Consider the following 21786-nt stretch of genomic DNA (forward strand, 5'->3'; position numbering starts at 1 on the left):
CGAGCGAGGAGGACGCCTGGTGTCCAAGGACAAAATCGAAATCGACAACCGGTTGAAGGGCACGCTGGGCCCGGCGGACCGGGCGGAGAACTGGCGTCGGCTCGGTTCCGACGAGTTCGACGTGGTGGTGATCGGCGGTGGCGTGGTCGGCGCGGGCGCGGCGCTGGACGCGGCGACCCGCGGGTTGCGGGTGGCGCTGGTGGAGGCGCGGGACCTGGCGGCCGGCACCTCCAGCCGTTCCAGCAAGCTGTTCCACGGTGGACTCCGCTACCTGGAGCAGCTGGAGTTCTCGCTGGTCCGCGAGGCACTTCGGGAGCGCGAGCTGATGCTCACCCGGATCGCGCCGCACCTGGTGAAGCCGGTCCCCTTCCTGTACCCGCTGACCCACCGGATCTGGGAGCGCCCCTACACCGCCGCGGGCCTTTTCCTCTACGACACCATGGGCGGCGCCCGCTCCGTGCCGGGGCAGAAGCACCTTTCCCGCGCGGGCGCGCTGCGGATGGTGCCGGCGCTGAAGCGCAACGCGATGATCGGCGGGATCCGCTACTACGACGCCCAGGCCGACGACGCCCGGCACACCATGATGGTGGCCCGCACCGCCGCCCGCTACGGCGCCGTGATCACGACGTCCACCCAGGTCACCGGTTTCCTGCGGGAGGCCGACCGGGTCGCCGGCGTCCGGGTGCGCGACGTGGAGTCCGGTGACGAGGTCGAGGTCCGCGCGCAGGCCGTGATCAACGCGACCGGCGTCTGGACCGACGAGCTGCAGAAGCTCTCCGGCGGGCGCGGTCGCTTCCGGGTCCGCTCCAGCAAGGGCGTGCACATCGTGGTGCCCCGTGACCGGATCGTCGCCGAGGCCGGGATGATCCTGCGCACCGAGAAGTCGGTGCTGTTCGTTATCCCGTGGGGCAACCACTGGATCGTCGGCACCACCGACACCGACTGGCACCTCGACCTGGCGCACCCGGCGGCCACCAAGGCCGACATCGACTACCTGCTGGAACACGTCAACTCGGTGCTGGCGACGCCGCTGACCCACGACGACATCGAAGGCGTGTACGCGGGGCTGCGGCCGCTGCTGGCCGGGGAGAGCGAGGAAAGCTCGAAGCTGTCCCGGGAACACGCGGTCGCGCGCGTCGCGCCCGGGCTGGTGGCGATCGCCGGCGGCAAGTACACGACGTACCGGGTCATGGCGGCCGACGCCGTCGACGCCATCGCGCCGGACATCACCGGGCGGATGGCGTCGTCGATCACCGACCGGGTCCCGCTGCTCGGCGCCGACGGGTACCACGCGCTGATCAACCAGGCCGATCAGCTGGCCGCCGCGCACGGCTTGCACCCGTACCGCATCCGGCACCTGCTGGACCGCTTCGGCTCGGAGATCCACGACGTGCTCGCCCTCGGCGACGACCGGCCCGAGCTGCTCAAGCCGATCCCGGCGGCGCCGAACTACCTGCAGGCCGAGGTGGTTTACGCGTGCAGCCACGAAGGTGCGCTGCACCTGGAGGACGTGCTGACCCGGCGCACCCGGATCTCCATCGAGTACGCGCACCGCGGCGTGGACTGCGCGGAACCGGTCGCGCGGCTGATGGCGGAGGTCCTCGGCTGGGACGACGCGCGCGTCGCCCGCGAGATCGAGGTGTACGCGAAGCGGGTCGAGGCGGAGCGGGATTCGCAGACGCAGCCCGATGACCAGGCGGCCGACGCGAAGCGTTCGGCGGCACCGGAAGCGCGCGAGCGCATCATCGAACCGGTGGTGTGAGGACGTATTCGGCTCGGTGAGTCCCTTGGGGTGCTTGTCATCCCGAGGGACTCACTGGTTTTCGGACACCTCGGCGAGCAGTTCCTCGACGTGGCCGATCAGGCGCCGGGTGTCGACCGGCGCGACGGTGCTCCACACGTCGCCGGACGGCGATTCCCGCCGCAGCTGGGCATAACGGCCGTGCGCGGTGTCGAAGAATCCGATGACGTGATCGGCGCGGATGCGGCGGCCGTACCGGTCCCGGGCCGCGGTGCCGAACTGCCCGCGCGCCTCGACCCCGGCCACCATGCTCATCAGCGTTTCGGCGTCGTCCGGGCGGATTCCGCGGCGCTGCAACGCGTTCTGCAGCCGCTCGATGTTGTCGCCGGCCTCCTCGGCGGCGCCGTCGAGATCGCTGCTGGGCACGGACACCGAACGGCCCGGGCCGGGCGGCAGCGTCGGCAGCACCGAAACCGCTTCGCGCGGCAGCCCGGTCGCCGCCGCGGCCCGCAGGATCAGGGTGTCCTGGTCCTTGACGACCAGCGCCGCTCCTTCGGTTTCGGCGTCGGACGCCGCGAGCACCCGCACGCTGCGGCCCATCCAGATCCGCCCGTCGACCTCGCGGCCAGGGCGCGCCAGCAGCCGCAACATCCATTCGAGCTCGGGATCGAGTTCGGTCGGGCGGCCGAGGTCGCGGGCGCCCAGCGATCGCCATGCCGATTCCACCAGCTTCGCGCGCTCGGTGTGGGTGCGTCCGGGCGACGGAACCTTCAACACCAGCGGCATGGTGTCCAACCCGAGGTGCTCGGTGAGCACGTCGAACTCCAGCGCGGACAGGGTCAGCTGCCGGCCGGTGTCGGTGACCGTCATTGTCCGGGCTCGCCGCCGATCACCGGGCGGGACAGGGTCTGCGGTTCGTCGAAGAACCCGCCCGGGCGGCCGACCTGCTCGGTCACCTTCCGGTCCACCACCTCGTCGCGGTCCTTGCGGCCGCGCTTGCCGGCCGCCCGGCCGTCACCGCCTCGCACCGGCCCACCGCCGCCACCCGGCCGTCCCGACCGCTGCTCGGGGAGCCGGCTGGAAAGCGTCGGCTGCGTCGTCGCGAACCGCGTCGCGGGCGCGGAGGTGCTGCCCCAGCTGATGGTCACGTTCTGCTGCCCGCCCGGTGTCCCGGAACCACCGGTGACCGGGGCGTCGACCACCACCTGCGGCGGCTGGGTGAACGACGCCAGCGACGTGGTGTTGGCCTGCGTCGACGCCTCGTACGTGCGCATCACGTCGAAGGCCCGCTGCTCGGCGGCGTTCTGCTTGGCCTCCTGCAGCTCGTAGTCGGTCTGCCCGCCGAAGAGGTGCGTCAGCACCGTTTCCGCGGTGCTCGGCTCCTCGGTGGTCACCTGCACCGGCGGCGGCATGTCCTGGCGGGCCTTGCTGATGAACTCCGCCTGCTGCTCGGCCCGCTCCCGCATCACGGTGGTGGCCTGCTGGGCTTGGGCCGCCCAGTTGCCCAGCGGACGCACGCCGCCGTGCGCGCTGTCCGCGGCGATGCCCTGCCAGCCGGCCATCGCCGACGACAGGGCGGACGCCAGCCCCGCGTCGATGTCGCCGAGGGCGCGGGCGAGTTCGCTCCAGCGGCGCACGCTGTCGATGGAGCCGTTCGCGCCGGGACCCTCGTGGATCTGCGCGAACAGCTCGGGGTGGCGGTATCCCTGCCAACGGTGGTCGCTCATCGGGATCAGCAACCTCCGCCGATCCCGTACGCGCTGTCGCCGTCGATCCGCTCGTACTGGCGGTTGGCGAGCCTTAGCGACTCGGCGGCCGCCTGCAGCTGGTCGCGGTAGCCGCACAGCGCGGTCAGCGCGTCCTCGCCGCCGCCGACGGAGCGCCGGTTGAACTCCTCGGCGGCGTCGGCGCTGATCGGATCGCCGGCCCAGGGCCGGATGCGCAGTTCGGTGATGGCGTGCTCGATCTGCAAGCCGACCGCGTCGAGCGATTCCTGCAGCGCGTTCACCAGCCTCGGGATGGAGGCTGGCTCGACTTGTACCGAGCCACCCGACATCCCGGGCAGGGCGCTGGTCGAGCTGTCGCCCCACGGAGCAGTGAGCGGCACGTTTTCCCCTCCCGCAGGTAAGGGCCCGGGTTAGCGGGTGCAGGGCCCTTGTGCCTGAACGCCCGGGCGGATGCAGGGCGGCGGGGCCCTGGCCGGGTGTTCGCGGGCACCCGGCGGTTGCGGGGGCCCGAGCGCTCAAGCTACTAAACGTCCGCCGAACACTGTAGTCAGTGAACATCACGCTGGGGAGTGCTCCAAACGCGGTGAGTATCGCTCATCCGGTTGCAGAGCGTGAACATCGCAGGACGTGGCCCGGTTTTGCGGGCCTCGTGGCGGTCGAAGACGTGATGTTGCCGACCCGAGCGGAGGAACCGGCGGCTACTGAGGCGCTGTCTGCCGGGGCTTGGTCGTCTGGGGCGGCGCGGACGTTTCCGGTGCGGCCAGGCTCGCGAGGGCGTCTTCGGCGACCCGCTGGGCACCGGCGCAGAGCTGGTCGACCGGCGGCGGCGGTTGGCCGCCGTCGTCGCGGTAGAGGACGTCGAGGTGCTGGAACTCGGCGACGTCCACCGCGACGTTGCAGGACAGGTCCAGGCCCGGGGTCTTGATCACCAGCGCCGGGAAGCCGCCGATCACCACCGGCGAGGCCTCCACCTGCGCGGTGTCGTCGGTCCACACCCCCATGCTCTCGGTGGTGATCAGCGCCAGCCGGGCGCCGACCTTCGCCGTGGTGTTGCGGTAGCTGCAGGTCGCCGCGTCGCCGAAGCCCGCCTCAGAGCCCGGCAGCGGCTCCCGGTCGAAGCCGAGCTGGCTGCGCTGGTCGTCGGTGAGCAGCTCGCACGGGTCGACGCCGTCGAGGGCGAGCTCGAACGGGCGCGGTGGTAGCGGCGGGGGAGCGCTCGTCGTGGGCATCGGCGGCGGCAGCGGGGCCCTGGTCTCCGACGCCGGCTCCGACTGCCACAGGCCGCACCCGGCGAGGGTGAGCGAGCCGGCGGCGAGCAACGCGCTCAGCCGCCACGCCCCGGGGATCCGCGAGCTGTGCATGGCCTCACCGTAACGAAACGTGGCCGGTCGTGACGGTGGGCGGCGATCAGCGCCGCCAGGAGAACCAGAGGACGGCGATCAGCGGGAGCAGCAGGACCAGGGCCAACTGCCGCGCGACCACCAGCAGGAAGACGACCAGGACGACGGCGCAGACGGCCAGCACGATCTTCCCGGCCGCTGCCGGCGGCGCCGCGGCGCGGATCGCCGGGACGACCGGGCGCGGCGGTTCGCTGGGCCGCGGCTCGGGCAGGTCGTCGAACAGCGGGGTCAGTTCGGAGCGGAACCGGGCGGCCGCGACCAGGCGACAGCGCTCGTCGTACTCGGAGACGTCGAGGCGCCCGGCGGAGAAGTGCTCGCCGAGCAACCGCATGGCGTTCTCCCGCTCGGGGTCGCCGATCCGGAGGTCCTTGCCCCGTCGACCGTTGTCCACGCCCCCATCCTACGTTCGGCGGACCTCCGGTCGGGGCGGTCGGCACCGGATTCCGGGCCGCGTGAAAACTCCGCCAACAATGCGGAAATCCGGCGTTCGGGCGGGGTGAACGCCGGATTCCGGTGGTGCTGCGTCAGGCCTTGACCAGATTGCTGTCGTCGCCGACCAGCGGGGTGCTCGGCTTGGCGAGGACCTCGTCGTCGAGCAGGCCCTCGCTGCGGGCGACCACGACCGGGACCACGATCTGGCCAGCGACGTTGGTCGCGGTGCGCGCCATGTCCATGATCGGGTCGACCGCGTAGGCGATGGCGATGCCGGTGGCGACGACCTCGGGCGGGAAGCCCAGCGCGCCGACGGTCAGCGTCAGCATGGTGAACCAGCCGGTGACGCCGGCCGTGGCGATCGAGCCGAACACCGCGACCGCGATGATCGTCAGGTACTGCACCGGGCCGAGCTGGATGCCGAAGAGGTTCGCGATGAACATCGAGCCGACGGCCGGGTAGATCGCGGCGCAGCCGTCCATCTTGGTGGTGGTGGCCAGCGGCACCGCGAAGTTCGCGTAGGACGCCGGCACGCCGAGGTCCTGGGCGGTCTGCCGGGTCAGCGGCAGGCTCGCCCCGGAGGACCGGGAGACGAACGCGAACTGCAGCACGTTCCAGGACTTGGCGAAGAACTTGACCGGGCTGACCTTGGCCACGAACGCCAGCAGCAGCGGGTACACCGCGAACAGCACCAGCGCGCAGGCCACGTAGGTCGAGCCGATCAGCTTCAGCAGCGGCACGAAGAACTCGTTGCCGTAGGTGGCGACCGCGTTGCCGATCAGGCCGAGGGTGCCCAGCGGGGCGAGCCGGATGATCCAGCCGAGCACTCGCTGGATGACCTCGAAGGCGGCCTTGTTGAAGTCGACGAACGGCGCGGCCTTCTCGCCCAGGCTGTAGGTCGCGGCGCCGATGATCAGCGCGACGAACACCACCTGCAGCGTCTCGCCCTCGGCGAACGCGCTGATCAGGTTGCTCGGCACCAGCCCGGTGATCAGGTCCAGCCAGGAGCCTTGCGTCTTCTCGCCGATGGAGGCCAGCTTCTCCGGGTCGGGCTCGATGACCAGGCCCTTGCCGGGCTGGAACAGCCCGCCGATCAGCAGGCCGATCACCACGGCGATCAGCGAGGTGATGCCGAACCACAGGGCCGTCTTGCCGCCGAGCCGGGCCGCGGTCCGGCCGCCGCCGACGCCGCGCAGGCTGTTGATGCCCACCACGATCGCCGTGAAGATCAGCGGCAGCACGGTGAAGGTGAGCAGCTTGGTGAAGGTGCTGCCGATGGTCTTCAGCGTGGTGACGAGCCATTCCGCGTCGGTCTGCTTGGCGACCCAGCCGAGCAGTGCGCCCAGCACGAGGGAGGCGATCACCGCCACGGCGAAGACCTTGGGGTTGAAGCGCAGGCGTGATCGGCCGGCGGAGGTGGACACAGGGATCTCCCGAGGTGTCGAAGGATGGATTCGGAGGTGGCGGCGGTTCCGGGCTCGTTCGCGCAGCGGCGCAGGACTCGCGCTGTGCGCGTGGTCGGAGGAGGCGGTTTCGCTTGCCGGGGCAGCCGCTATCGCGGTGCCGAGCGTCCGATCAAAGACAGACGGAGCTGGCCTGCCGTCGCAGATCGACGTGCAGGCGCGAAGTCAGGTACAGCCGTCGGAGGGTTCCCATCGCGAACATTTGTAACCAGGCGCGCGGCGAAACCCATCCGTGGGTAACCGAATTGTGTTCGTATTCACTCAGATGCGGAGATCTGGTGTCACTTGGTGATCGGCGTGTTCCACAACGTCACGACGCTGACGCCGATCTCGGCCAGCAGCTTGCGGGTCAGCGGCAGGCTGATGCCGAGCACGCTCGACGGGTCGCCGTCGACGCCTTCGATGAACCAGCCGCCGAAGCCTTCGAGCGTGAACCCGCCCGCCACGTGCAGCGGCTCGTCGGTCGCCAGGTAGGCGTCGAGCTCGGCCTCGGTGGGCGTGCCGAACCGCACGGTGGTGCTGAGATGCCCCTTCGTGCGCGCGCTGATCTTGCCGTCCCGCAGCCGGACGACGGCGTGCCCGGTCAGCAGCTGCCCGTCGTTCCCGGCGTTGTGCGCCCACCGCTTCGCGGCGGCCTCGCGAGTGCCGGGCTTGCCGACGATCTCGCCGTCCGCCATCAGCAGCATCGAGTCGCACCCGACGATCACGGCGTCCGGTTCGGTCGCGGCGATGTCGGCGACCACGGCCTCGGCCTTCGCCTGCGCCAGCGCGGTGACCAGCTCGGCCGGGCTGGGGTCGGGCAGGGCGGCGGCGACCGCGTCCTCGTCGACGCCGGAGACCTGCACCAGCGGCTCGATCCCGGCGGAGCGGAGCACGGACAGGCGGGCGGGCGATGCGGAAGCAAGCACGAAGCGCACGCCCCGATGCTAGTGCCGCGCCGGGAGGCGCCGGGCCTGCGGCCCGGGGGGACGGCGATTTCGCGCGAAATCGCCCCCGGCCAGCGCCGGCTGCAGGCGATCATGGTGTCTACATAGGACTGTTCGTGGTGTGCTGAGGTGGTCGCGGCGCCGTGAGTCTTTTGGGCGGCTATGGCAACCCAAAAGACTCACGGCCCCGTCGGGTCAGTCGCGGTTGAGCTGGACGTCCGGCCGCGCCGGGACGCGGTCCGGGCGAACCTGCGGCGACCTGTTCTCCGCGGCGTCGACGCCGGCGGACGTCACGGCCGGCGGCCCGCCGACGACCGGCAGGGTCACCGAGGTCTGCGCCAGGTCCAGCCCGATCTGGCCGGGCTGCCGGGGCGCGACGATGAACGCGCTGTCCGTGCCGCCGATGATCAGCGCCAGCTGGTGGCCGGCGGGGACCACGTGATCGGTGGTGGCCAGGCGGAACGTCATGGTGTACGGCTTGCCCGGCTCCAGCGGCCGCTCCGCCGAAAGCGACTCGTGGTTGGCCAGGTCGGCCCAGCCGCGCGCGATGATCTCGAAGTCCACGTCGGTGGTGGTGGCTTCGGTGTCCTTGTAGCAGGCATCGTCGCCGGGACGGCTTTCGCCCCAGCACGATTCCGTCTGCAGCGTGCGGATTCCCTCGCCCTGGCCCAGGTAGTCGCGGGTGGTCGCGGGGCCGTAGTCGACGAGCATCGCGGACAGGTGCGCCGTCGGCGTGCTCGGCACGGCCGTCACGGTGACCGACCCGGTCCCGGCCAGGCGCAGGTCACCGCCCAGCGGGGCGGTGCTGAACAGCGTGCGGGCGGGGGACTGCTGGTCGGGCCGGGCGGCCCAGTCGTACTCGTCCAGCGAGGGATCGTCGGTGAACGAGGCCGTCCCGCCGGGCGCCGGTTCCGTGCCGAGCCCGTCTTCGCGCGGGTGCAGCGTCGTGGCCTGCGCCTGCTCGCCGGACCAGCCCGGCTCGTCGGCCCAGGTGTCGGGGGCGCGTTCGATGCTGGCGGCCGGTTCCTCGGTGATCCCGTTGTCGATGCCGAGCAGGAAGTGGTCGAACCAGCGGTGCAGGGTGTCGACCCACTCGGCGCGGCGGAAGTCGAACGGGTCGACGTGCCCGGTCTGGCTCAGCCACAGCTTGCGCGGCACGTCCTTGGCGGCCAGCGCGTCCCACCACTGCCCGAAGTGAATGGTCTTGACGTTCAGGTCGCCCAGGCCGTGCACGGCGAAGACGCTCGCGGTGACCCGGTCCGCGTGGGGCACGTGGTCCCGCTCTGTCCACAGTGGAGTCACGTCGCCGTTGGCCGGGGCGCCGGCGACCAGTTCCTGCTTGACCTGGCGGCAGTCGGGGCGGCCGCCCTCCTCGACGTTCTGGGCGAGGCCGACCGGGTCGAACCCGAAGGACACGCCGTCGGAGCGGTAGTAGTCGTACCAGGAGCTGATCGCGCCGATCGGGACGATGGTGCGCAGGCCCTCGACCCCGGTGGCGGCGACGCCGTTGGCGATCGTGCCGTCGTAGGACTTGCCGATCATGCCGACGTCGCCGGTGGACCAGCCGGCGCCGACCGGGTTCCCGCCGGTCGCCGCGTCGAAGCCGCTCGCGCGGCCGTTCAGCCAGTCGATCACGGCCTTCGCGGAGGTGATGTCCGACGGCCCGCCGACGTCCACGCAGCCCTCGGAGCGGTTGGTGCCCGAGAGGTCGACGAGCACGGTCGCGTAGCCGCGCGGCACGAAGTAGTTGTCGTAGAACAGCGGGAAGCCGAGCGGCCGCCCCTGGTCGTCGTAGGTCTTGAACTCGTTCTCGTTGCCCCGGCCGCAGCACGAGTAGTACGGGCTGGCGTCCATGATCACCGGCACCGGCCGGTCGGTTCCGGCCGGCCGTGCGATGTCGGCGGCGACCCGGTCGATCACGCCGTCACCGTCGCCGTCCAGCCCGGTCTCGACCCAAACGGTCTCCCGCACCGGCTCGGCCGCGAAGACGGGCTGGCTCCGCCCGTCCCGCACCTGCTCAGCGGCGGCGACCGGTGCGGCACCGGCCAGCACCAACGCCGCGCACGGCAACGCCCACCAGCGGCTTCTCCCCACAGCGTCCACCTCCGAGAAGATCTCGAAGGCGAAGCCTAGGGTCCAAGATCAATCCTGGGCACAGCCGAAAGTGGGGAGCGCCTCACCGGCTCTCGACGGATCCCAAGATCGCCCGAACCTGCGGCAACAACCGCGGAATCTCGCGGTCGACGACGTTCCAAACGGTACCCATGTCGAGCTCGAAGTACCCGTGGGTGATTCGATTGCGCATGGCGATCATCTGGCGCCATGGAACTTGCGGGTGCGCGCGCTGGACATCCCGGTCCACGCCGTTCGCGGCCTCGCCGAGGTTCTCGATCCAGTGCGGCAATGCCGTTTGGAGAACTTCGTCGTCGTCGAATGCGCGCCGATCCTTCGGCGCACGGTGCAGGATCTTCTCGGCGTACTCGATCATGTCTCGCAGGCGTTCGGGCGTCTGCCGCTTCAAATCGGCACCGCCTCGGCAAGCACCTCGTCACGGATCCGCGGCTTCAGGCCGTTCGGCGTCACGACCTGGGTGAAGACGTCGAGCAAGTCCTCGACGTCCAGTGCGAAGCCGGACATGTCCCACAAGCTGGTGTCGGGGGCGACGTCGATCAGCAGGTCCAGGTCGCTGTCGTCATCAGCCTCACCACGGGCTACCGAGCCGAAGACGCGCACGTTGTCGATGCCGTAGCGCTCCGCGATCTCGTAGATCTGGTCGCGGTGGGCCCGGACTTCGTCGAGGGTGACGCGGCGGTGCGGGGCGTCGACGACCGAGGTCATGGCGGCTCCTTCCGGCGTTCCAGTCCCAGCTCACTGTCCGCCATCATCCCAGCTCTGCGTCGGAGCGGTCCAGTTGCGGCTTAGGCTGAGGTCGTGGGTGTTCCGGTTTTGTTGGACGGTCCGCGGTTGCGGGCCAGGTTGGTCGACGACGGGCCTTACGCCGCGCTGGATGTGGTGGTGAGCACCGGGTCGACCAACACCGATCTGGTGGCCGCCGCCGGGCGCGGTGCCGCCGATCGGACCGTGCTCATCGCCGAGGAGCAGCTGTCCGGGCGCGGGCGGATGCAGCGGCAGTGGGCCTCGCCGCGCGGGCACGGGCTGTTCGTCAGCGTGCTGCTGCGCCCCGAGGTGCCGCCGGTCGCGATCAGCTGGCTGCCGCTGATCGCGGGGGTCGCCCTGGCCGAGACCGTCGAGCGCACGACCGGCGTGCGCGCCACGCTGAAGTGGCCGAACGACCTGCTGCTCGGCGACGGCGACGAGTGGTCGAAGGGCGCCGGGATCCTGGGCGAGGCGGTGACCGGGCCCGATGGCGTGGCGATCGTGCTCGGCATGGGCATCAACGTGTTCCAGAAGCGCGAGGACCTGCCGCGAGGCGCCGGCGGCCTGCCCGCGACGTCGTTGGCGGCCGAGGGCGCGGAGGTCGACCGCGAGGAGTTCGCAGTGGCGTTGCTCACGGCGTTCGCCGAGGTCGACGACCGGTGGCGGGCCGCGGGTGGCGACATGGCGGCGTCCGGCCTGCTGGACCGGTACCGGCGGTTGTGCGGCACCCTCGGGCAGCAGGTGCGGGTCGAGCTCGGCGGCGATGACCAGCTGCTCGGCGTCGCGACCGACATCGACGAGACCGGGCGGATCGTCGTACGCACCCCCGACGGCCGGACCACCGCGGTGTCCGCGGGTGACGTGGTCCACCTGCGCCGCGCTTGACCGGCGGTGGCGTGACCGGACGGACCCAGCCGGTAACGTGACCGGCGACCTGCGAAGAGGCTGAGGAGGGATCCGGTGGCCTACCCAGACGGCCTGCTCGGCGCGGACGAGCACGTGGTCGTGCACAAGCACCCGCACTGGAAGATGCTGATCGTCCCGGTGCTGGTCCTGTTCGTGGTGGTCGGCGGCGGTTCCTACCTGGCGGCGCTGGCCGCCCCCACCGGCTGGCACGTGCCGGTCTGGATCGGGCTCGCCGTCGTCGGCGCGGTCCTCGTCGTCTGGTTCACGCTCGCCCCGCTGGTGCGCTGGCGGACCACGCACTTCGTGGTCACCACGCACCGGCTGATGGTGCGCGAGGGCGTGTTCACCCGCAGCGGCGTCGACATCCCGATGTCCCGGATCAACTCGGTGCGGTTCCGGCACGGCCTGCTGGACCGGATACTCGGCTGCGGCACCCTGGTCGTCGAATCCGCCTCGGACGAGCCGCTGGAGTTCGACGACATCCCGCAGGTGGAGCGGGTGCACACCTTGCTGTACCGCGAGGTCAACGACGACCCGCGGGACGACTGGGACAACCGCGCCAGGGAGGACTACTGATGGGGCCGCGTGAACTGGGACTGCCGATGCAGGTGGCCTCGCCGGAGCCGGGCGAGCTGCCGGCCGAGGTGACGATCTGGGAGGTCGGCGCCCGCGACGGGCTGCAGAACGAGAAGGAAGTCGTCCCGCTCGACGTCAAGCTGGAGTTCCTGCAGCGGATGGCCGACGCGGGGCTGGGCGTGCTGGAGGCCACCAGCTTCGTCCGCCCGGAGTGGGTGCCGCAGCTGGCCGACGCCGCCGAGCTGCTGGCCGGCCTGCAGCAGGTGCCGGGCGTGCGGTACCCCGTGCTGGTGCCGAACGCGCGGGGCCTGGACCGGGCGCTGGAGTCGGGCGTGCGGGACATCGCGATCTTCGCGGCGGCGACCGAGACGTTCACCCGGCGCAACCTCAACCGCGGCCTGGACGAGCAGTTCGCGATGTTCGACCCGGTGGTGCAGCGCGCGGTCGTCGAGGGGCTGGCGGTGCGCGGCTACGTGTCGATGTGCTTCGGCGACCCGTGGGAGGGCGCCGTGCCGGTCGAGCAGGTCGTCGCGGTGGGCAAGCGGTTGCTGGAGATGGGCTGCTGGCAGCTGTCGCTCGGCGACACCATCGGCGTGGCGACCCCCGGGCACGTCGAGTCGCTGCTGCGCGCGTTCGTCGCGGCCGGGATCGGCGTGGACCGGCTCGCGGTGCACTTCCACGACACCTACGGCCAGGCGCTCGCCAACACCTACGCGGCGCTCCGGCACGGAGTGTCCACAGTGGATTCTTCGGCCGGTGGGCTGGGCGGCTGCCCGTACGCCAAGTCGGCCACCGGCAACCTCGCCACCGAGGACCTGGTGTGGATGCTCGACGGCCTGGGCCTCAAGCACGGCGTCGACCTCGGCAAACTGGTGGAGACCAGCGTGTGGATGGCCGAGCGGCTCGGCCGGCCGAGCCCGTCGCGGGTGGTCAAGGCGCTGGGTGCCGCCGAGGCATCGGGTTCGTGAGCGCGCCCTCCGCGGCGCTGCACGTGTTGCGCGGTCGTCCGGTGCTGGCCTGGCGCTGCGCTCGGCCGTGGCTGGCGATCTCGTCCGCTGCTCGCGGCGGCGGGATCGGCCCGCGGTCGTGGGTGCTGAACGCGACGGTGATGACCGACTACGACAACCCGGATCCGGCCGCGCACGTCGACGAGATGGCCGCCGAGCTCGGGCTCTGCGGTGATGGCGTCGGGTTGCTCACCGCGGTCGATGTGCGGCACGAGGTGACGGCGGTCGACGGCGGGGTGCGCGCGAGCGTGACCACCGGCGTCGGCTGCCCGATCTGGGCGGCGGCCCGCGAAGAAGCGGTGACGTCCTGGAAGCCGGGCACGATCAACGCGGTGTGCTGGTCGCCCGTGCGGCTCAGCGAGGCGGCGCTGGTGAACGCGGTCGCGACGGTCGCCGAAGCCAAGGCGCAAGCCCTGATCGAATCGGGTGTCGCGGGAACCGGGACGGTCACCGACGCGACGGTGGTGCTCTGCCCGCTGGACGGCGAAGCCGAGAGTTACGGCGGCCCGCGCTCCCGCATCGGGGCGGGGCTGGCGCGGGCGGTGCACGCGGCGGTCACGGCGGGCCTGCGCGTCCAGAACCCGCGCCACGGCGAAGACCCCAATTTTGCCTAAAATCGGGATCCTCCCTGGCACCGCGCCGTGCGGGTGGGTGACCTTCCGATTTTGCCTAAAATTGGAAATTTCCCTGGTGCCGCATCGTGCGGTGGGTTCCCGATTTTGCCTAAAATTGCGCGGTCGTGATCAGGTCTGGTCGCGGGTGCCGAACATCGCCACGAAGGTGAAGCGCAGGACGCGCCCGTCGCCCCGGTTCGCCGTTCCGGTGATCTCCACCAGGCCCAGGTTCGGCTTGCTCAGCGACCGGCGCTGGCTGTTGACCTCCATCTTCAGCCGCAGGACGTCGTCGGGGAACACCGGCGCGAGCCAGGCCAGCTCGTTGCCGCCGGGGGAGCCCTGCGACGTCGAGTCCGCCACCACGTTGTCGACGTAGCCGCGCATCCACAGCGATGCCGTGAACCAGCCCGACGCGCACAGCCCGCCGAGCACGGAGTTGCGGCCCGCTTCCTCGTCGAGGTGGAACGGCTGCGGGTCGAACCGCTCGGCGAAGGCCAGCATCTCGGCTCGGTCGACCTTCACCTCGCCGAGGTCGAAAACCCGGCCCGGCGTGAGGTCTTCGTAAGCGATCGTGCCCATCGACCCATCGTCGCAGCGGGCCCCGGGAATCCGCGCCGAGGGGTGCTCGCGGATCGCGATCGGCCTTTCCGGGGCGGATCGGACATTCCGGTGCCGCTGGTCGGCCGGGCGGAAATTCCCGGGGCCGACATGGAACCATCAGCGCAGCGGAATCGTCCAAGTCGCGACGTGCAGTCTGCGGGTCGCCGGCCCGCGGACGACCGCTTTGCCGTTGCCGACCGGATGCGAGCGCCGCGCGCTTGCGACGGATCCGCCAGCGAACAGGAGGGGAGCGGCCGTGTCGATCGACCACCGTGCCCAGGTAGAAGAGCTGATGGCGGACTACCGGCGAAGTCGGGACCGGCTCGCCGAGACGCACCGGGACCTGTCCGCGATCGCGGAAACCGCCCGCTCCAGGGACGGCAGCGTGCAGGTCATGGTCGGCCCCCAGGGCGTGCTGCGTGAAGTGGTGCTCGCCGACGACGTCTACGAGCGGCAGCGCCCGGCCCAGCTCGCGGCGCTCATCGTGCAGCTGGCCGCCGCGGCGGCGCAGGCCGCATCCCGCCGGGCCGCCGACGTGCTCGCCGAGGTGCTGCCCGCAGGTGCCGATCCGGAGCTGCTGCTGGGCGGACACGCCGAGATCCCGGCGGATCCGGCACCGCGCAACGAACCGCGGCGCATCGACGACAATGTCGATGAAGACGAGGACCTCTCGGATGCGAGCTGGTTGCGGCAGGGCCCGGCGGAACGGAAGTGGTGACGATGAGCGGCTTCCGGAGTGACATCGGGCAGCTGACCAAGCACGCCGGCGAGTTCGACGGTCTCGCCGGGGAGGCCCGGCGCATCGCCGACACCCTGCGCCAGGCGCTGGATGCGGCCGGTGACTGCTGGGGCGGCGACGACATCGGCGAGAACTTCGCCCGCACCCACTGCGGCCGGGCGGACCAGGCGCTGGACGGCCTCGACACGTTGTCCGGGCGGCTGAGCGAGATGGGCGCGAAGTTCGCCGCGACCGCCGCGACGACGGAGCGGGCCGACATCGGCGGCGCCGAGGAGTTCGGCCGGCTAGCCGGGCGGGGGTGACCTGCGGATGGGCATCGAACTTCCCGCGGAACTCCGGGATGTCGCGGCGCGCGCGGGCGCGAAGTGGCCGGAGGCCGACGAGGACAAGATGCGCGAGTCGGCGTCGGCTTGGCGTGACGCGGCGAAGTCGATCGACGCGCTCACCGGGGCCGCCGACGGCACCGCGCAGGGTGCGCTCGGCGCGATCGACGGCGAGGCGGCCCAGGCGGCTCGCCGTGACTGGGACAAGCTCGCCGCGGGAGACGGGGTTCTGCCCGAGTCGGCGCAGCAGTGCCTGGCCGCTGCGGACCGCCTGGACCACGCGGCCGAGCAGGTCGGCGCGGCGAAAGTGCAGCTGGTGCGGGAACTGGTGACGCTGGCGAAGCAGACCGATGCAGCGGAGCAGGCGGCCGCCGCAGGGCATCCGCAGGCGCTGGCGGCGCTGGATTCGGCGGTGAACGGCGCGGCGGCGAGCGTGGCGCAGGTGCACAACACGCTGACCTCTGCCGTCGACCTCGACAGCGGCGTGCTGGTGGAATCGGGCGGCTCGCCCGGCCTGCTGTCGACGGTCGGCGGCGCCGTGCGATCCGGCACCGACCTCGCATCATCCACTGTGGACAGCGTTGCGTCCGGCGGGGTGACCGGTGCCGTCGACGATCTCGGTAAGACCGCGCACGAGACCGTCGGTGGCGTTGGCCGAGCGGCGCACGAGACTGTTGACCGAGGAGCGCATGAGGCCGTTGGTGGCCTCGGTCGGGCGGCCCGCGAGGTCGCCGGTGATGTCGGGGGCGTGGGCGGAGACCTCGGTCGGCCCGCGCAGGAGACCGTTGGGGGAGTGGCAGCAGGTGCGCACGGCGCTGTCGGAGAAGTGGCACGAACCGCGAACCCTTGGCAGGGCGATGCCGAGCACACCGGCCCCGTCAAGGTCGATCCCGGCGGCTGGGCGCCCGGCCTCGCCGACGCCGGCACCGGCCCGATCCCGGTGATCGGCGACTCCGCCCGCCCGGGCTGGACGCCCGACGGCGGCGACCCCGCCTCCAGCACCGCGCCGCACGCCGTGCACTCCGCCTGGGCTTCGCCGCAGGCTCCACAGGCTCCGCCGCCGCTGCCCGGCGCGGCTGCGCCGCCGCAGGGCTTCGCACCGCCGCCTCCGGCGGCGCCGGGCGGCCACTTCGTGGCCCAGCCCGGTGTGCCCGGCGCTCCGCCGCCGTCGGCTGCTCCGCCTCCGGCGGCCGCAGCGCGTCCGCCGATGCCGCCGGCCGCTCCGCGTGGCCCGGTGGCCTTCGGCGGGCCTGCTCCGCAAGCCCCGCCTGCGCCGGTGAGCCAGCCGATGCAGCGCGCTCCGCTGCGCCCGCTGCCGGCTCCGGCGCAGCCGCCGGTTCCGGTGCCGCAGGAGGCTCCGCAGCGGCCGTTGCGGCAGGCCAGCCGGAACGCGGACGTGGTGGCGTTCGTGCTGCACCAGTTCCCGATCGGTTACATGCCGGTCGCGGCGAGCAAGGCGAGCAGGCAGTTGCCCGTTCCGGAGGTGGCCGAGGAGGGCAGGCCGGGCCTGAACTTCCCGCCGCAGGACCATCCACGGTCCCGCCTGGTCGACGACAGCGATGCGCTGGGGCGGGTGCGATCGGCCGAGGCGTATGCGGCAGCGCAGCGCTATCGGGACGAGCGCCGCGAGTCCGAGCAGCTGCCCGCGGAGCTCGCGGTGGATCACGAGCCGTTCGGCGAGCTCAGCGAGCAGGAGTGGCAGCGCGAGTTCCTGCGGCGCGACGGCGAGTTCGCGTGGCCGCCCGCGGAGCGGTTCCCGGCGGGCGGCGTGGAACCGGCGGAGCCGGTGGTGCTGGAGCCCGACACGGTGCTCGACTGCCTGGGCAGCGGCGATGGGCGGATTCTGTTCGCCGTGGCAACGCCTTTCGCGCAGCGTTCGCTGCCCGCCGCCTACGACGAGCGCGACTACCGGCGGTATCGGGTCATGCGCCCGTTGCCGGTGTGGCAGGCGGTTGCGGCACCGTGGTTCGCGCAGCCCGGCGGTGGGATGCGCTTCCGCGCGACCTACTCGCTCGCCGACCTGGTCGGGCTCGGCTACCTGGTGGAGTTGACCAAGGCGCGGGAGATCGCCGAGGCGGCGACGCTGCGGATCGCGCGCGAGGAGACGGAGGAGGATGGCGAAGTCGTGCTGTCGCCCCTCCAGACCACCCGCGAGCCCGACGACCCGGAAGCCGAGGAAGCCGCCCCGACCCGGGACGAGTCCGAGGCGAAGGTGGCGCAGACGGTGCGGATCGTGCGCGACGGGGGAACGATTGACGGCGGGACGACTCAGGAGGCCGCGAAGTGAACACCGAGTCCGTGCTCGGCTGGTTGGTGGCGATGGGCGTCCCGGAGGAGCTGGTGTCCCTCGGGGCCGAGGCCGACGACGCCTGGTGCCTGATCCGCGACGAGGTCGACGGTGCGCCCGCCTGGGAGGTCTTCTGGCGGGAGCAGGGCAACCGCTACGACTGGGCCCGGTTCAGCAACGAGCAGGTGGCGTGCTTCTACCTGTTCGGGCGGCTGACCTGGACCCAGGCGTTGCGCGGGGTCGTCGGGCCGCTCGACGTGACGAGCACGCCGCCGAAGGGCACCCCGGCGCAGCGGGTTTGAGCGCCGAGCGCATCCGTACCGAGCTGTGATCCCTGGTGAGTAGTGCTACCGATGCCGAATGGGTGACGCGCCCCCAGACTGGGGATCATGTCGCAACCACAGCCCGGCGAAGCGCTCCAGTTGGTCGCAGGCGAGTTGCAAGCCATCGGCCGGCGACTGACGTACTTGGGCAACCTGGTGCAGGCGCAGCTGCAAGCGCCGCAGCAGTTCCCGCACCACCAGGCCAGCCCTGCGCAGCAGGAATACCAACCTGTGCCGTCGCAGCAACCGGCCGTCGCGCCGCAGCAAGTCGCGCCTGATCAGCAAGCCGCTGCCGTGCAGCAGACCGAGCCGGACCAGCAGCCGACCGGTCCCGAAGCGGGATTCGCCGCCGCGCAGCAGCAGGATCCCGCGCAGCAGGCGGGTGCGCCGTATCCGCAGCCGTATCCGGGCCTGGCGCACGTTCCGGCACCGAGCGCCCGGCCGGCCGGCACGGGCCTGGAACCGAGCCGCGTCCTGGCCTGGGTCGGTGCCGGGGTGACCTTGCTCGGCGTGGTCTTCCTGCTGATCCTCGCGGTGCAGCAGGACTGGCTGGGGCCGGGCGCGAGGGTCGCCGGTGGCGCGGTGCTCGCCGCGCTGCTCGTCGCGGCCGGGTGGTGGATGCACCGCCGGTCCGCGCCCGAGCAGCCGGGCGCAGCGGGGCGGATCGCCGGATTCGCCCTGGCCACAACGGGTTTCGGCGCGTTGTTCCTGGACGTGGTCGCGGCCACCGCGCTTTACGCCTATCTGTCGGTGCCCGCCGGGCTCGGCGTCGGCCTCGCGGTCAGCGTCGCGGGCCTGGCGCTCGCGGATCGCTGGCGCGCGCAGCCACTGGCCCTCGGCGTCGTGCTCAGCTCGGCGATCTGCGCGCCGCTGATCACGTGGACGGTGGATTCGCTGCTGGTGAGCTTCCTGGTGTTGCTGCAGGTCGCGGCGACTCCGGTGCAGGTGCGACGGGGCTGGGCGGGCCTCGCGCTGGCGGCCGGAATTCCCACCGTGCTGGCCACCCTGGCGGCGAGCGTGCGCGGAATGTGGGTCAACGACACCACGCTCGTGGCCGCGATCTTCGTCGCCGCGGTGCTGGGCGTGGCTGTCGCGGCGATCACCGCCGCCGCTCGCCCGGCAGCGGACTGGACGGCGATCGGCCTGCTCATCGCCGCGCCGACGCCGACGTTCCTGGCCGGGCCGCTGATGCTGGAGCGCCCCGCAGCGGGCACGATCGGCGGCGGAATGACCGCGCTGCTGCTGGCGATCTGGGCCGTCGGGCGGTTCACACCGGCGTTCCGGAGCCGGTTGTCGACGAGGTTCGTCGCCGCGGTCGGCGGGATGGCCGCCGTCGCGGCGGTGCAGACGACGCTGGTCTTCCTGGATTCGTCGAGTTGGGGAACGGCCTTGCTGTGCGAGGCGCTGTTGCTGAGCGTCGGCGCGTTCGTGCTGCGCAGCGGGGGAGTGCTGCTCGGCGCGACGTGCTACGCGGCCTTCGGCTTCCTGCTGACGTTCATCTACGAGCTGCCGATCACCGTGCTGCTCTGGTACCACGGCGGAACCGGAGTCCGCGGCATGCTGGCCGGGCTGCTGATCGCGCTGGTGGCGGTGGCCCTGCCGGTTGCGGCGGTGCGCATCGGAAAGCTGGCGGGCCTGCCGGAATCGCTGCTGCCGTGGGCGGCCTCGGGACTGGCGCTGCTGTACGGAACGGCGAGCGCGACGATGGCGGCGTGCCTGCTGGTGCACGACGCGCGGGCGGGATTCCTGACCGCGCACATCCTGATCACGCTGAGCTGGGTGGTGGCGGCGATCGCGCTGCTGCTGCGCGGAGTCCGGGTGAAGCACCTGCGAATCGCGGGCATGGTGCTGATCGCGGTGTCGCTGGCGAAGCTGCTGCTGTTCGACCTGGCGACCTTGGACGGCGTGGCCCGGGTGATCGCCTTCCTCTGCGCGGGCCTGATCCTCCTGGCGGCGGGTTCGGCCTACGCCCGCCTCCTGGCCAAGGCCAAGCCAGCGGACTGAACGGCCCGTCTCCGCAGGTAAGGCCCGTGAGCACTTTGTGTCGCCATAGCAGCACAAAGTGCTCACGGGTCCTGACCAGGCCGAACGCCGCGAATCGCAGCAGTGTCCACAGTGTATTGAAGTCGTCGAGGCGCGCGGCTTTACCGATCGGCACTGGGATTTCTGCTGGGCGGCGCGATGATCCACGAGTTCAGCCGGGGCGCCCTGCTTCGTTGGCGATCCCAGACCGGATCGGCGCGCCTCCCCGGTCCTCGCGGCCGGCCGCCGGAGCCTACTTCTGCAGCAGTCGCAGTGCTTCCTCGTGCAGGTGGCCGTTGGTGGCGAGCGCGCTTCCGCCGTCGTAGCGGGGTTCTCCGGACAGGTCCGTGAACTTGCCGCCCGCTTCTTCCACCAGGATCTGGGCCGCCGCCACGTCCCACGGGTTGACGATCGGTTCGGCGGCGATGTCGATCACGCCCTCCGCGACCAAGCAGTGGTGCCAGAAGTCGCCGAACGCCCGGTTCTCCCAGCAGGCGTCGATCAGCCGCAGGTAGGACTCCCGCGAGTGGTACTCCACCCAGGTGCCGAGGTGGGTCGTCGACACGTACGCGTCGGCGAGGTCGCGCACCCCGGACACCCCGATCCGCTCCGGCTCCGCGTCACCGGTGCGGCACCAGGCGCCGGCACCGGCCGCCGCCCACCAGCGCTTCCCGAGCGCCGGCGCGCTGACCACGCCGACCACCGGACGGCCGTCGTCGACCAGCGCGATCAGCGTCGCCCACACCGGGACGCCGCGCAGGAAGTTCTTTGTGCCGTCGATCGGGTCGAGCACCCACGCCCGGCCTTCGCCGGCGGTGCCGCCGCGCTCCTCGCCGGCCACCACGTCGTCCGGGCGCTGCGCGGCGAGCACCTCGCGCACCGCGTCCTCCACCGCGAGGTCCGCGTCGGTGACCGGCGTGCGGTCGGGTTTGCGGTCCACGCTCAGGTCCCGGGCCCGGAACCGGGCGCCGGTGATCCCGTCCGCGACGTCGGCGAGGTGCAGTGCGAGATCGAGATCGCTGGTCACGCAAGGAACCCTAGTCCGCCTCCCCGGGCGATCCGGCAAGGGCCCGCGACCAGCCGGGTCCGGCGAATCGCCCATGACGACGGACGTGATCATCCGCGCCCTCTAGGCTGGAGAGCGTGAGCGTGGTGCTGCTGGCAGAAGACGACCCGGCCATCGCTGTGCCGCTGTCCAGGGCGTTGCAGCGCGAGGGTTATTCGGTGCAGGTGATCGAGGACGGTCCATCGACGCTGCAAGCCGCGGCTTCCGGTGGGATCGATCTCCTGGTGCTGGATCTCGGGCTGCCGGAGATGGACGGCCTGGAGGTGTGCCGACGGCTGCGGGCGCAGGGCCGCGGCCTCCCGGTGCTGATGCTCACCGCGCGCACCGACGAGGTCGACTTCGTCGTCGGGCTCGACGCGGGAGCCGACGACTACGTCGCCAAGCCGTTCCGGCTCGCCGAGCTGATGGCCCGGATCCGCGCCCTCCTGCGCCGCGGCGCCCCGGAGACCCTGGAGGCCTCCGGCGTCCGGCTCGACCTGACCGCCCGCCGGGTGCTGGTCAACGAGCACGAGGTGCAGCTGGCGAACAAGGAGTACGAGCTGCTGCGGGTGCTGATGCAGCACGCCGGTCAGGTGGTGACCCGCGAGGAGATCCTGGAAGAGGTCTGGCCGGAGTCCGACCGCAAGGGCAGCAAGACGCTGGACATGCACATCTCGTGGCTGCGCCGGAAGCTCAGCGACAGCAACGGGCGGCTCGACGAGACCCGGATCGCCACGGTGCGCGGCGTCGGGTTCCGCTTCAACTCGGACTGATCCGC

24 protein-coding genes are annotated in these 21786 nt (G+C 71.8%); 11 read left to right on the forward strand and 13 right to left on the reverse strand.

The genetic code is table 11. The features are described 5' to 3' along the window. Positions 1 to 19: 19 nt before the first annotated feature. Positions 20 to 1762 (forward strand): glycerol-3-phosphate dehydrogenase, encoded by a 1743-nt coding sequence (glpD, locus tag AC07EQ_RS11655; protein WP_478387947.1) that lies wholly within the window; start codon positions 20 to 22, stop codon positions 1760 to 1762. Between the two features lie 51 nt (positions 1763 to 1813). On the opposite strand, the gene AC07EQ_RS11660 is transcribed toward glpD, so the two are convergent. The 11 genes from AC07EQ_RS11660 to AC07EQ_RS11710 form a co-directional block, all read right to left on the reverse strand. After that, entirely contained in the window at positions 1814 to 2611 is a 798-nt protein-coding gene (locus AC07EQ_RS11660; RefSeq protein ID WP_478387948.1) for an ESX secretion-associated protein EspG, read from the reverse strand. After that, entirely contained in the window at positions 2608 to 3468 is an 861-nt protein-coding gene (locus tag AC07EQ_RS11665; protein ID WP_478387949.1) for a PPE domain-containing protein, read from the reverse strand. Before AC07EQ_RS11665 ends, AC07EQ_RS11660 begins: the two co-directional genes overlap by 4 nt. Before the next feature lie 5 nt (positions 3469 to 3473). Then, positions 3474 to 3848 carry a hypothetical protein gene (locus AC07EQ_RS11670; protein WP_093267047.1) on the reverse strand — a complete coding sequence of 125 codons (375 nt, stop codon included), beginning with the start codon at positions 3846 to 3848 and terminating at the stop codon, positions 3474 to 3476. 318 nt (positions 3849 to 4166) lie between these two features. Then, positions 4167 to 4829, reverse strand: a complete 663-nt coding sequence (locus tag AC07EQ_RS11675; protein ID WP_478387950.1) for a DUF3558 domain-containing protein — start codon at positions 4827 to 4829, stop codon at positions 4167 to 4169. Between the two features lie 46 nt (positions 4830 to 4875). Next, a complete protein-coding gene (locus AC07EQ_RS11680; RefSeq protein ID WP_478387951.1) occupies positions 4876 to 5259 on the reverse strand; it encodes a DUF1707 SHOCT-like domain-containing protein in 384 nt (127 codons plus the stop codon). Between the two features lie 133 nt (positions 5260 to 5392). Continuing rightward, positions 5393 to 6724 (reverse strand): dicarboxylate/amino acid:cation symporter, encoded by a 1332-nt coding sequence (locus AC07EQ_RS11685; RefSeq protein WP_478387952.1) that lies wholly within the window; start codon positions 6722 to 6724, stop codon positions 5393 to 5395. Between the two features lie 151 nt (positions 6725 to 6875). After that, positions 6876 to 6965, reverse strand: a complete 90-nt coding sequence (locus AC07EQ_RS11690; RefSeq protein WP_351134134.1) for a putative leader peptide — start codon at positions 6963 to 6965, stop codon at positions 6876 to 6878. 79 nt (positions 6966 to 7044) lie between these two features. Next, positions 7045 to 7680 (reverse strand): Maf family protein, encoded by a 636-nt coding sequence (locus AC07EQ_RS11695; RefSeq protein ID WP_478387953.1) that lies wholly within the window; start codon positions 7678 to 7680, stop codon positions 7045 to 7047. A 204-nt stretch (positions 7681 to 7884) separates the two neighbouring features. Further along, positions 7885 to 9783 (reverse strand): Xaa-Pro dipeptidyl-peptidase, encoded by a 1899-nt coding sequence (locus tag AC07EQ_RS11700; RefSeq protein WP_478387954.1) that lies wholly within the window; start codon positions 9781 to 9783, stop codon positions 7885 to 7887. Positions 9784 to 9865: 82 nt separating this feature from the next. Further along, positions 9866 to 10177, reverse strand: a complete 312-nt coding sequence (locus tag AC07EQ_RS11705; RefSeq protein WP_478387955.1) for a HepT-like ribonuclease domain-containing protein — start codon at positions 10175 to 10177, stop codon at positions 9866 to 9868. Positions 10178 to 10206: 29 nt separating this feature from the next. Continuing rightward, a complete protein-coding gene (locus AC07EQ_RS11710) occupies positions 10207 to 10527 on the reverse strand; it encodes a nucleotidyltransferase family protein (RefSeq protein WP_478387956.1) in 321 nt (106 codons plus the stop codon). A gap of 93 nt (positions 10528 to 10620) precedes the next feature. Between AC07EQ_RS11710 and AC07EQ_RS11715 the strand changes: the two genes are divergently transcribed. From AC07EQ_RS11715 to AC07EQ_RS11730, 4 genes are all read left to right on the forward strand, one after another. Beyond that, entirely contained in the window at positions 10621 to 11451 is an 831-nt protein-coding gene (locus AC07EQ_RS11715; protein ID WP_478387957.1) for a biotin--[acetyl-CoA-carboxylase] ligase, read from the forward strand. Between the two features lie 75 nt (positions 11452 to 11526). Further along, a complete protein-coding gene (locus AC07EQ_RS11720; RefSeq protein WP_132485325.1) occupies positions 11527 to 12048 on the forward strand; it encodes a PH domain-containing protein in 522 nt (173 codons plus the stop codon). Then, a complete protein-coding gene (locus AC07EQ_RS11725; protein WP_478387958.1) occupies positions 12048 to 13016 on the forward strand; it encodes a hydroxymethylglutaryl-CoA lyase in 969 nt (322 codons plus the stop codon). The genes AC07EQ_RS11720 and AC07EQ_RS11725 overlap by 1 nt, the downstream gene beginning before the upstream one ends. Next, on the forward strand, positions 13013 to 13669 hold the full coding sequence (locus AC07EQ_RS11730; RefSeq protein WP_478387959.1) for an adenosylcobinamide amidohydrolase: 657 nt from the start codon (positions 13013 to 13015) through the stop codon (positions 13667 to 13669). The genes AC07EQ_RS11725 and AC07EQ_RS11730 overlap by 4 nt, the downstream gene beginning before the upstream one ends. Before the next feature lie 129 nt (positions 13670 to 13798). Here AC07EQ_RS11730 and AC07EQ_RS11735 read toward each other — a convergent pair whose 3' ends face one another. Further along, positions 13799 to 14248: a MaoC family dehydratase gene (locus tag AC07EQ_RS11735; RefSeq protein WP_478387960.1), complete on the reverse strand. Its 450-nt coding sequence runs from the start codon at positions 14246 to 14248 to the stop codon at positions 13799 to 13801. A gap of 277 nt (positions 14249 to 14525) precedes the next feature. Between AC07EQ_RS11735 and AC07EQ_RS11740 the strand changes: the two genes are divergently transcribed. The 5 genes from AC07EQ_RS11740 (at position 14526) to AC07EQ_RS11760 (ending at position 19945) form a co-directional block, all read left to right on the forward strand. After that, positions 14526 to 14987: a YbaB/EbfC family nucleoid-associated protein gene (locus AC07EQ_RS11740; protein WP_478387961.1), complete on the forward strand. Its 462-nt coding sequence runs from the start codon at positions 14526 to 14528 to the stop codon at positions 14985 to 14987. A 2-nt stretch (positions 14988 to 14989) separates the two neighbouring features. After that, positions 14990 to 15310, forward strand: a complete 321-nt coding sequence (locus AC07EQ_RS11745) for a WXG100 family type VII secretion target (RefSeq protein ID WP_478387962.1) — start codon at positions 14990 to 14992, stop codon at positions 15308 to 15310. 7 nt (positions 15311 to 15317) lie between these two features. Next, positions 15318 to 17618, forward strand: coding sequence for a TNT domain-containing protein (locus AC07EQ_RS11750; protein WP_478387963.1), 2301 nt, complete (start codon positions 15318 to 15320; stop codon positions 17616 to 17618). Continuing rightward, positions 17615 to 17920 (forward strand): hypothetical protein, encoded by a 306-nt coding sequence (locus AC07EQ_RS11755; RefSeq protein ID WP_452617910.1) that lies wholly within the window; start codon positions 17615 to 17617, stop codon positions 17918 to 17920. The genes AC07EQ_RS11750 and AC07EQ_RS11755 overlap by 4 nt, the downstream gene beginning before the upstream one ends. Before the next feature lie 87 nt (positions 17921 to 18007). Next, the gene (locus tag AC07EQ_RS11760) at positions 18008 to 19945 is read left to right on the forward strand and encodes a DUF2339 domain-containing protein (RefSeq protein ID WP_478387964.1); all 1938 of its coding nucleotides are present in this window, start codon (positions 18008 to 18010) and stop codon (positions 19943 to 19945) included. A gap of 271 nt (positions 19946 to 20216) precedes the next feature. On the opposite strand, the gene hisN is transcribed toward AC07EQ_RS11760, so the two are convergent. Further along, positions 20217 to 20990, reverse strand: a complete 774-nt coding sequence (gene hisN / locus AC07EQ_RS11765; protein WP_478387965.1) for a histidinol-phosphatase — start codon at positions 20988 to 20990, stop codon at positions 20217 to 20219. Positions 20991 to 21106: 116 nt separating this feature from the next. Between hisN and AC07EQ_RS11770 the strand changes: the two genes are divergently transcribed. Further along, entirely contained in the window at positions 21107 to 21781 is a 675-nt protein-coding gene (locus tag AC07EQ_RS11770; protein WP_132485343.1) for a response regulator transcription factor, read from the forward strand. Positions 21782 to 21786 lie beyond the last annotated feature (5 nt).

This window comes from Saccharopolyspora sp. NPDC045839, assembly GCF_056431645.1.

Coding starts and splice junctions, on each gene's coding strand:
- AC07EQ_RS11735 (WP_478387960.1), bottom strand. CDS start 14,248: ATGGGCACGATCGCTTACGAAGACCTCACGCCGGGCCGGGTTTTCGAC.
- AC07EQ_RS11745 (WP_478387962.1), top strand. CDS start 14,990: ATGAGCGGCTTCCGGAGTGACATCGGGCAGCTGACCAAGCACGCCGGC.
- AC07EQ_RS11750 (WP_478387963.1), top strand. CDS start 15,318: ATGGGCATCGAACTTCCCGCGGAACTCCGGGATGTCGCGGCGCGCGCG.
- AC07EQ_RS11760 (WP_478387964.1), top strand. CDS start 18,008: ATGTCGCAACCACAGCCCGGCGAAGCGCTCCAGTTGGTCGCAGGCGAG.
- AC07EQ_RS11725 (WP_478387958.1), top strand. CDS start 12,048: ATGGGGCCGCGTGAACTGGGACTGCCGATGCAGGTGGCCTCGCCGGAG.
- AC07EQ_RS11690 (WP_351134134.1), bottom strand. CDS start 6,965: ATGTTCGCGATGGGAACCCTCCGACGGCTGTACCTGACTTCGCGCCTG.
- AC07EQ_RS11705 (WP_478387955.1), bottom strand. CDS start 10,177: ATGATCGAGTACGCCGAGAAGATCCTGCACCGTGCGCCGAAGGATCGG.
- AC07EQ_RS11665 (WP_478387949.1), bottom strand. CDS start 3,468: ATGAGCGACCACCGTTGGCAGGGATACCGCCACCCCGAGCTGTTCGCG.
- AC07EQ_RS11675 (WP_478387950.1), bottom strand. CDS start 4,829: ATGCACAGCTCGCGGATCCCCGGGGCGTGGCGGCTGAGCGCGTTGCTC.
- AC07EQ_RS11660 (WP_478387948.1), bottom strand. CDS start 2,611: ATGACGGTCACCGACACCGGCCGGCAGCTGACCCTGTCCGCGCTGGAG.
- AC07EQ_RS11710 (WP_478387956.1), bottom strand. CDS start 10,527: ATGACCTCGGTCGTCGACGCCCCGCACCGCCGCGTCACCCTCGACGAA.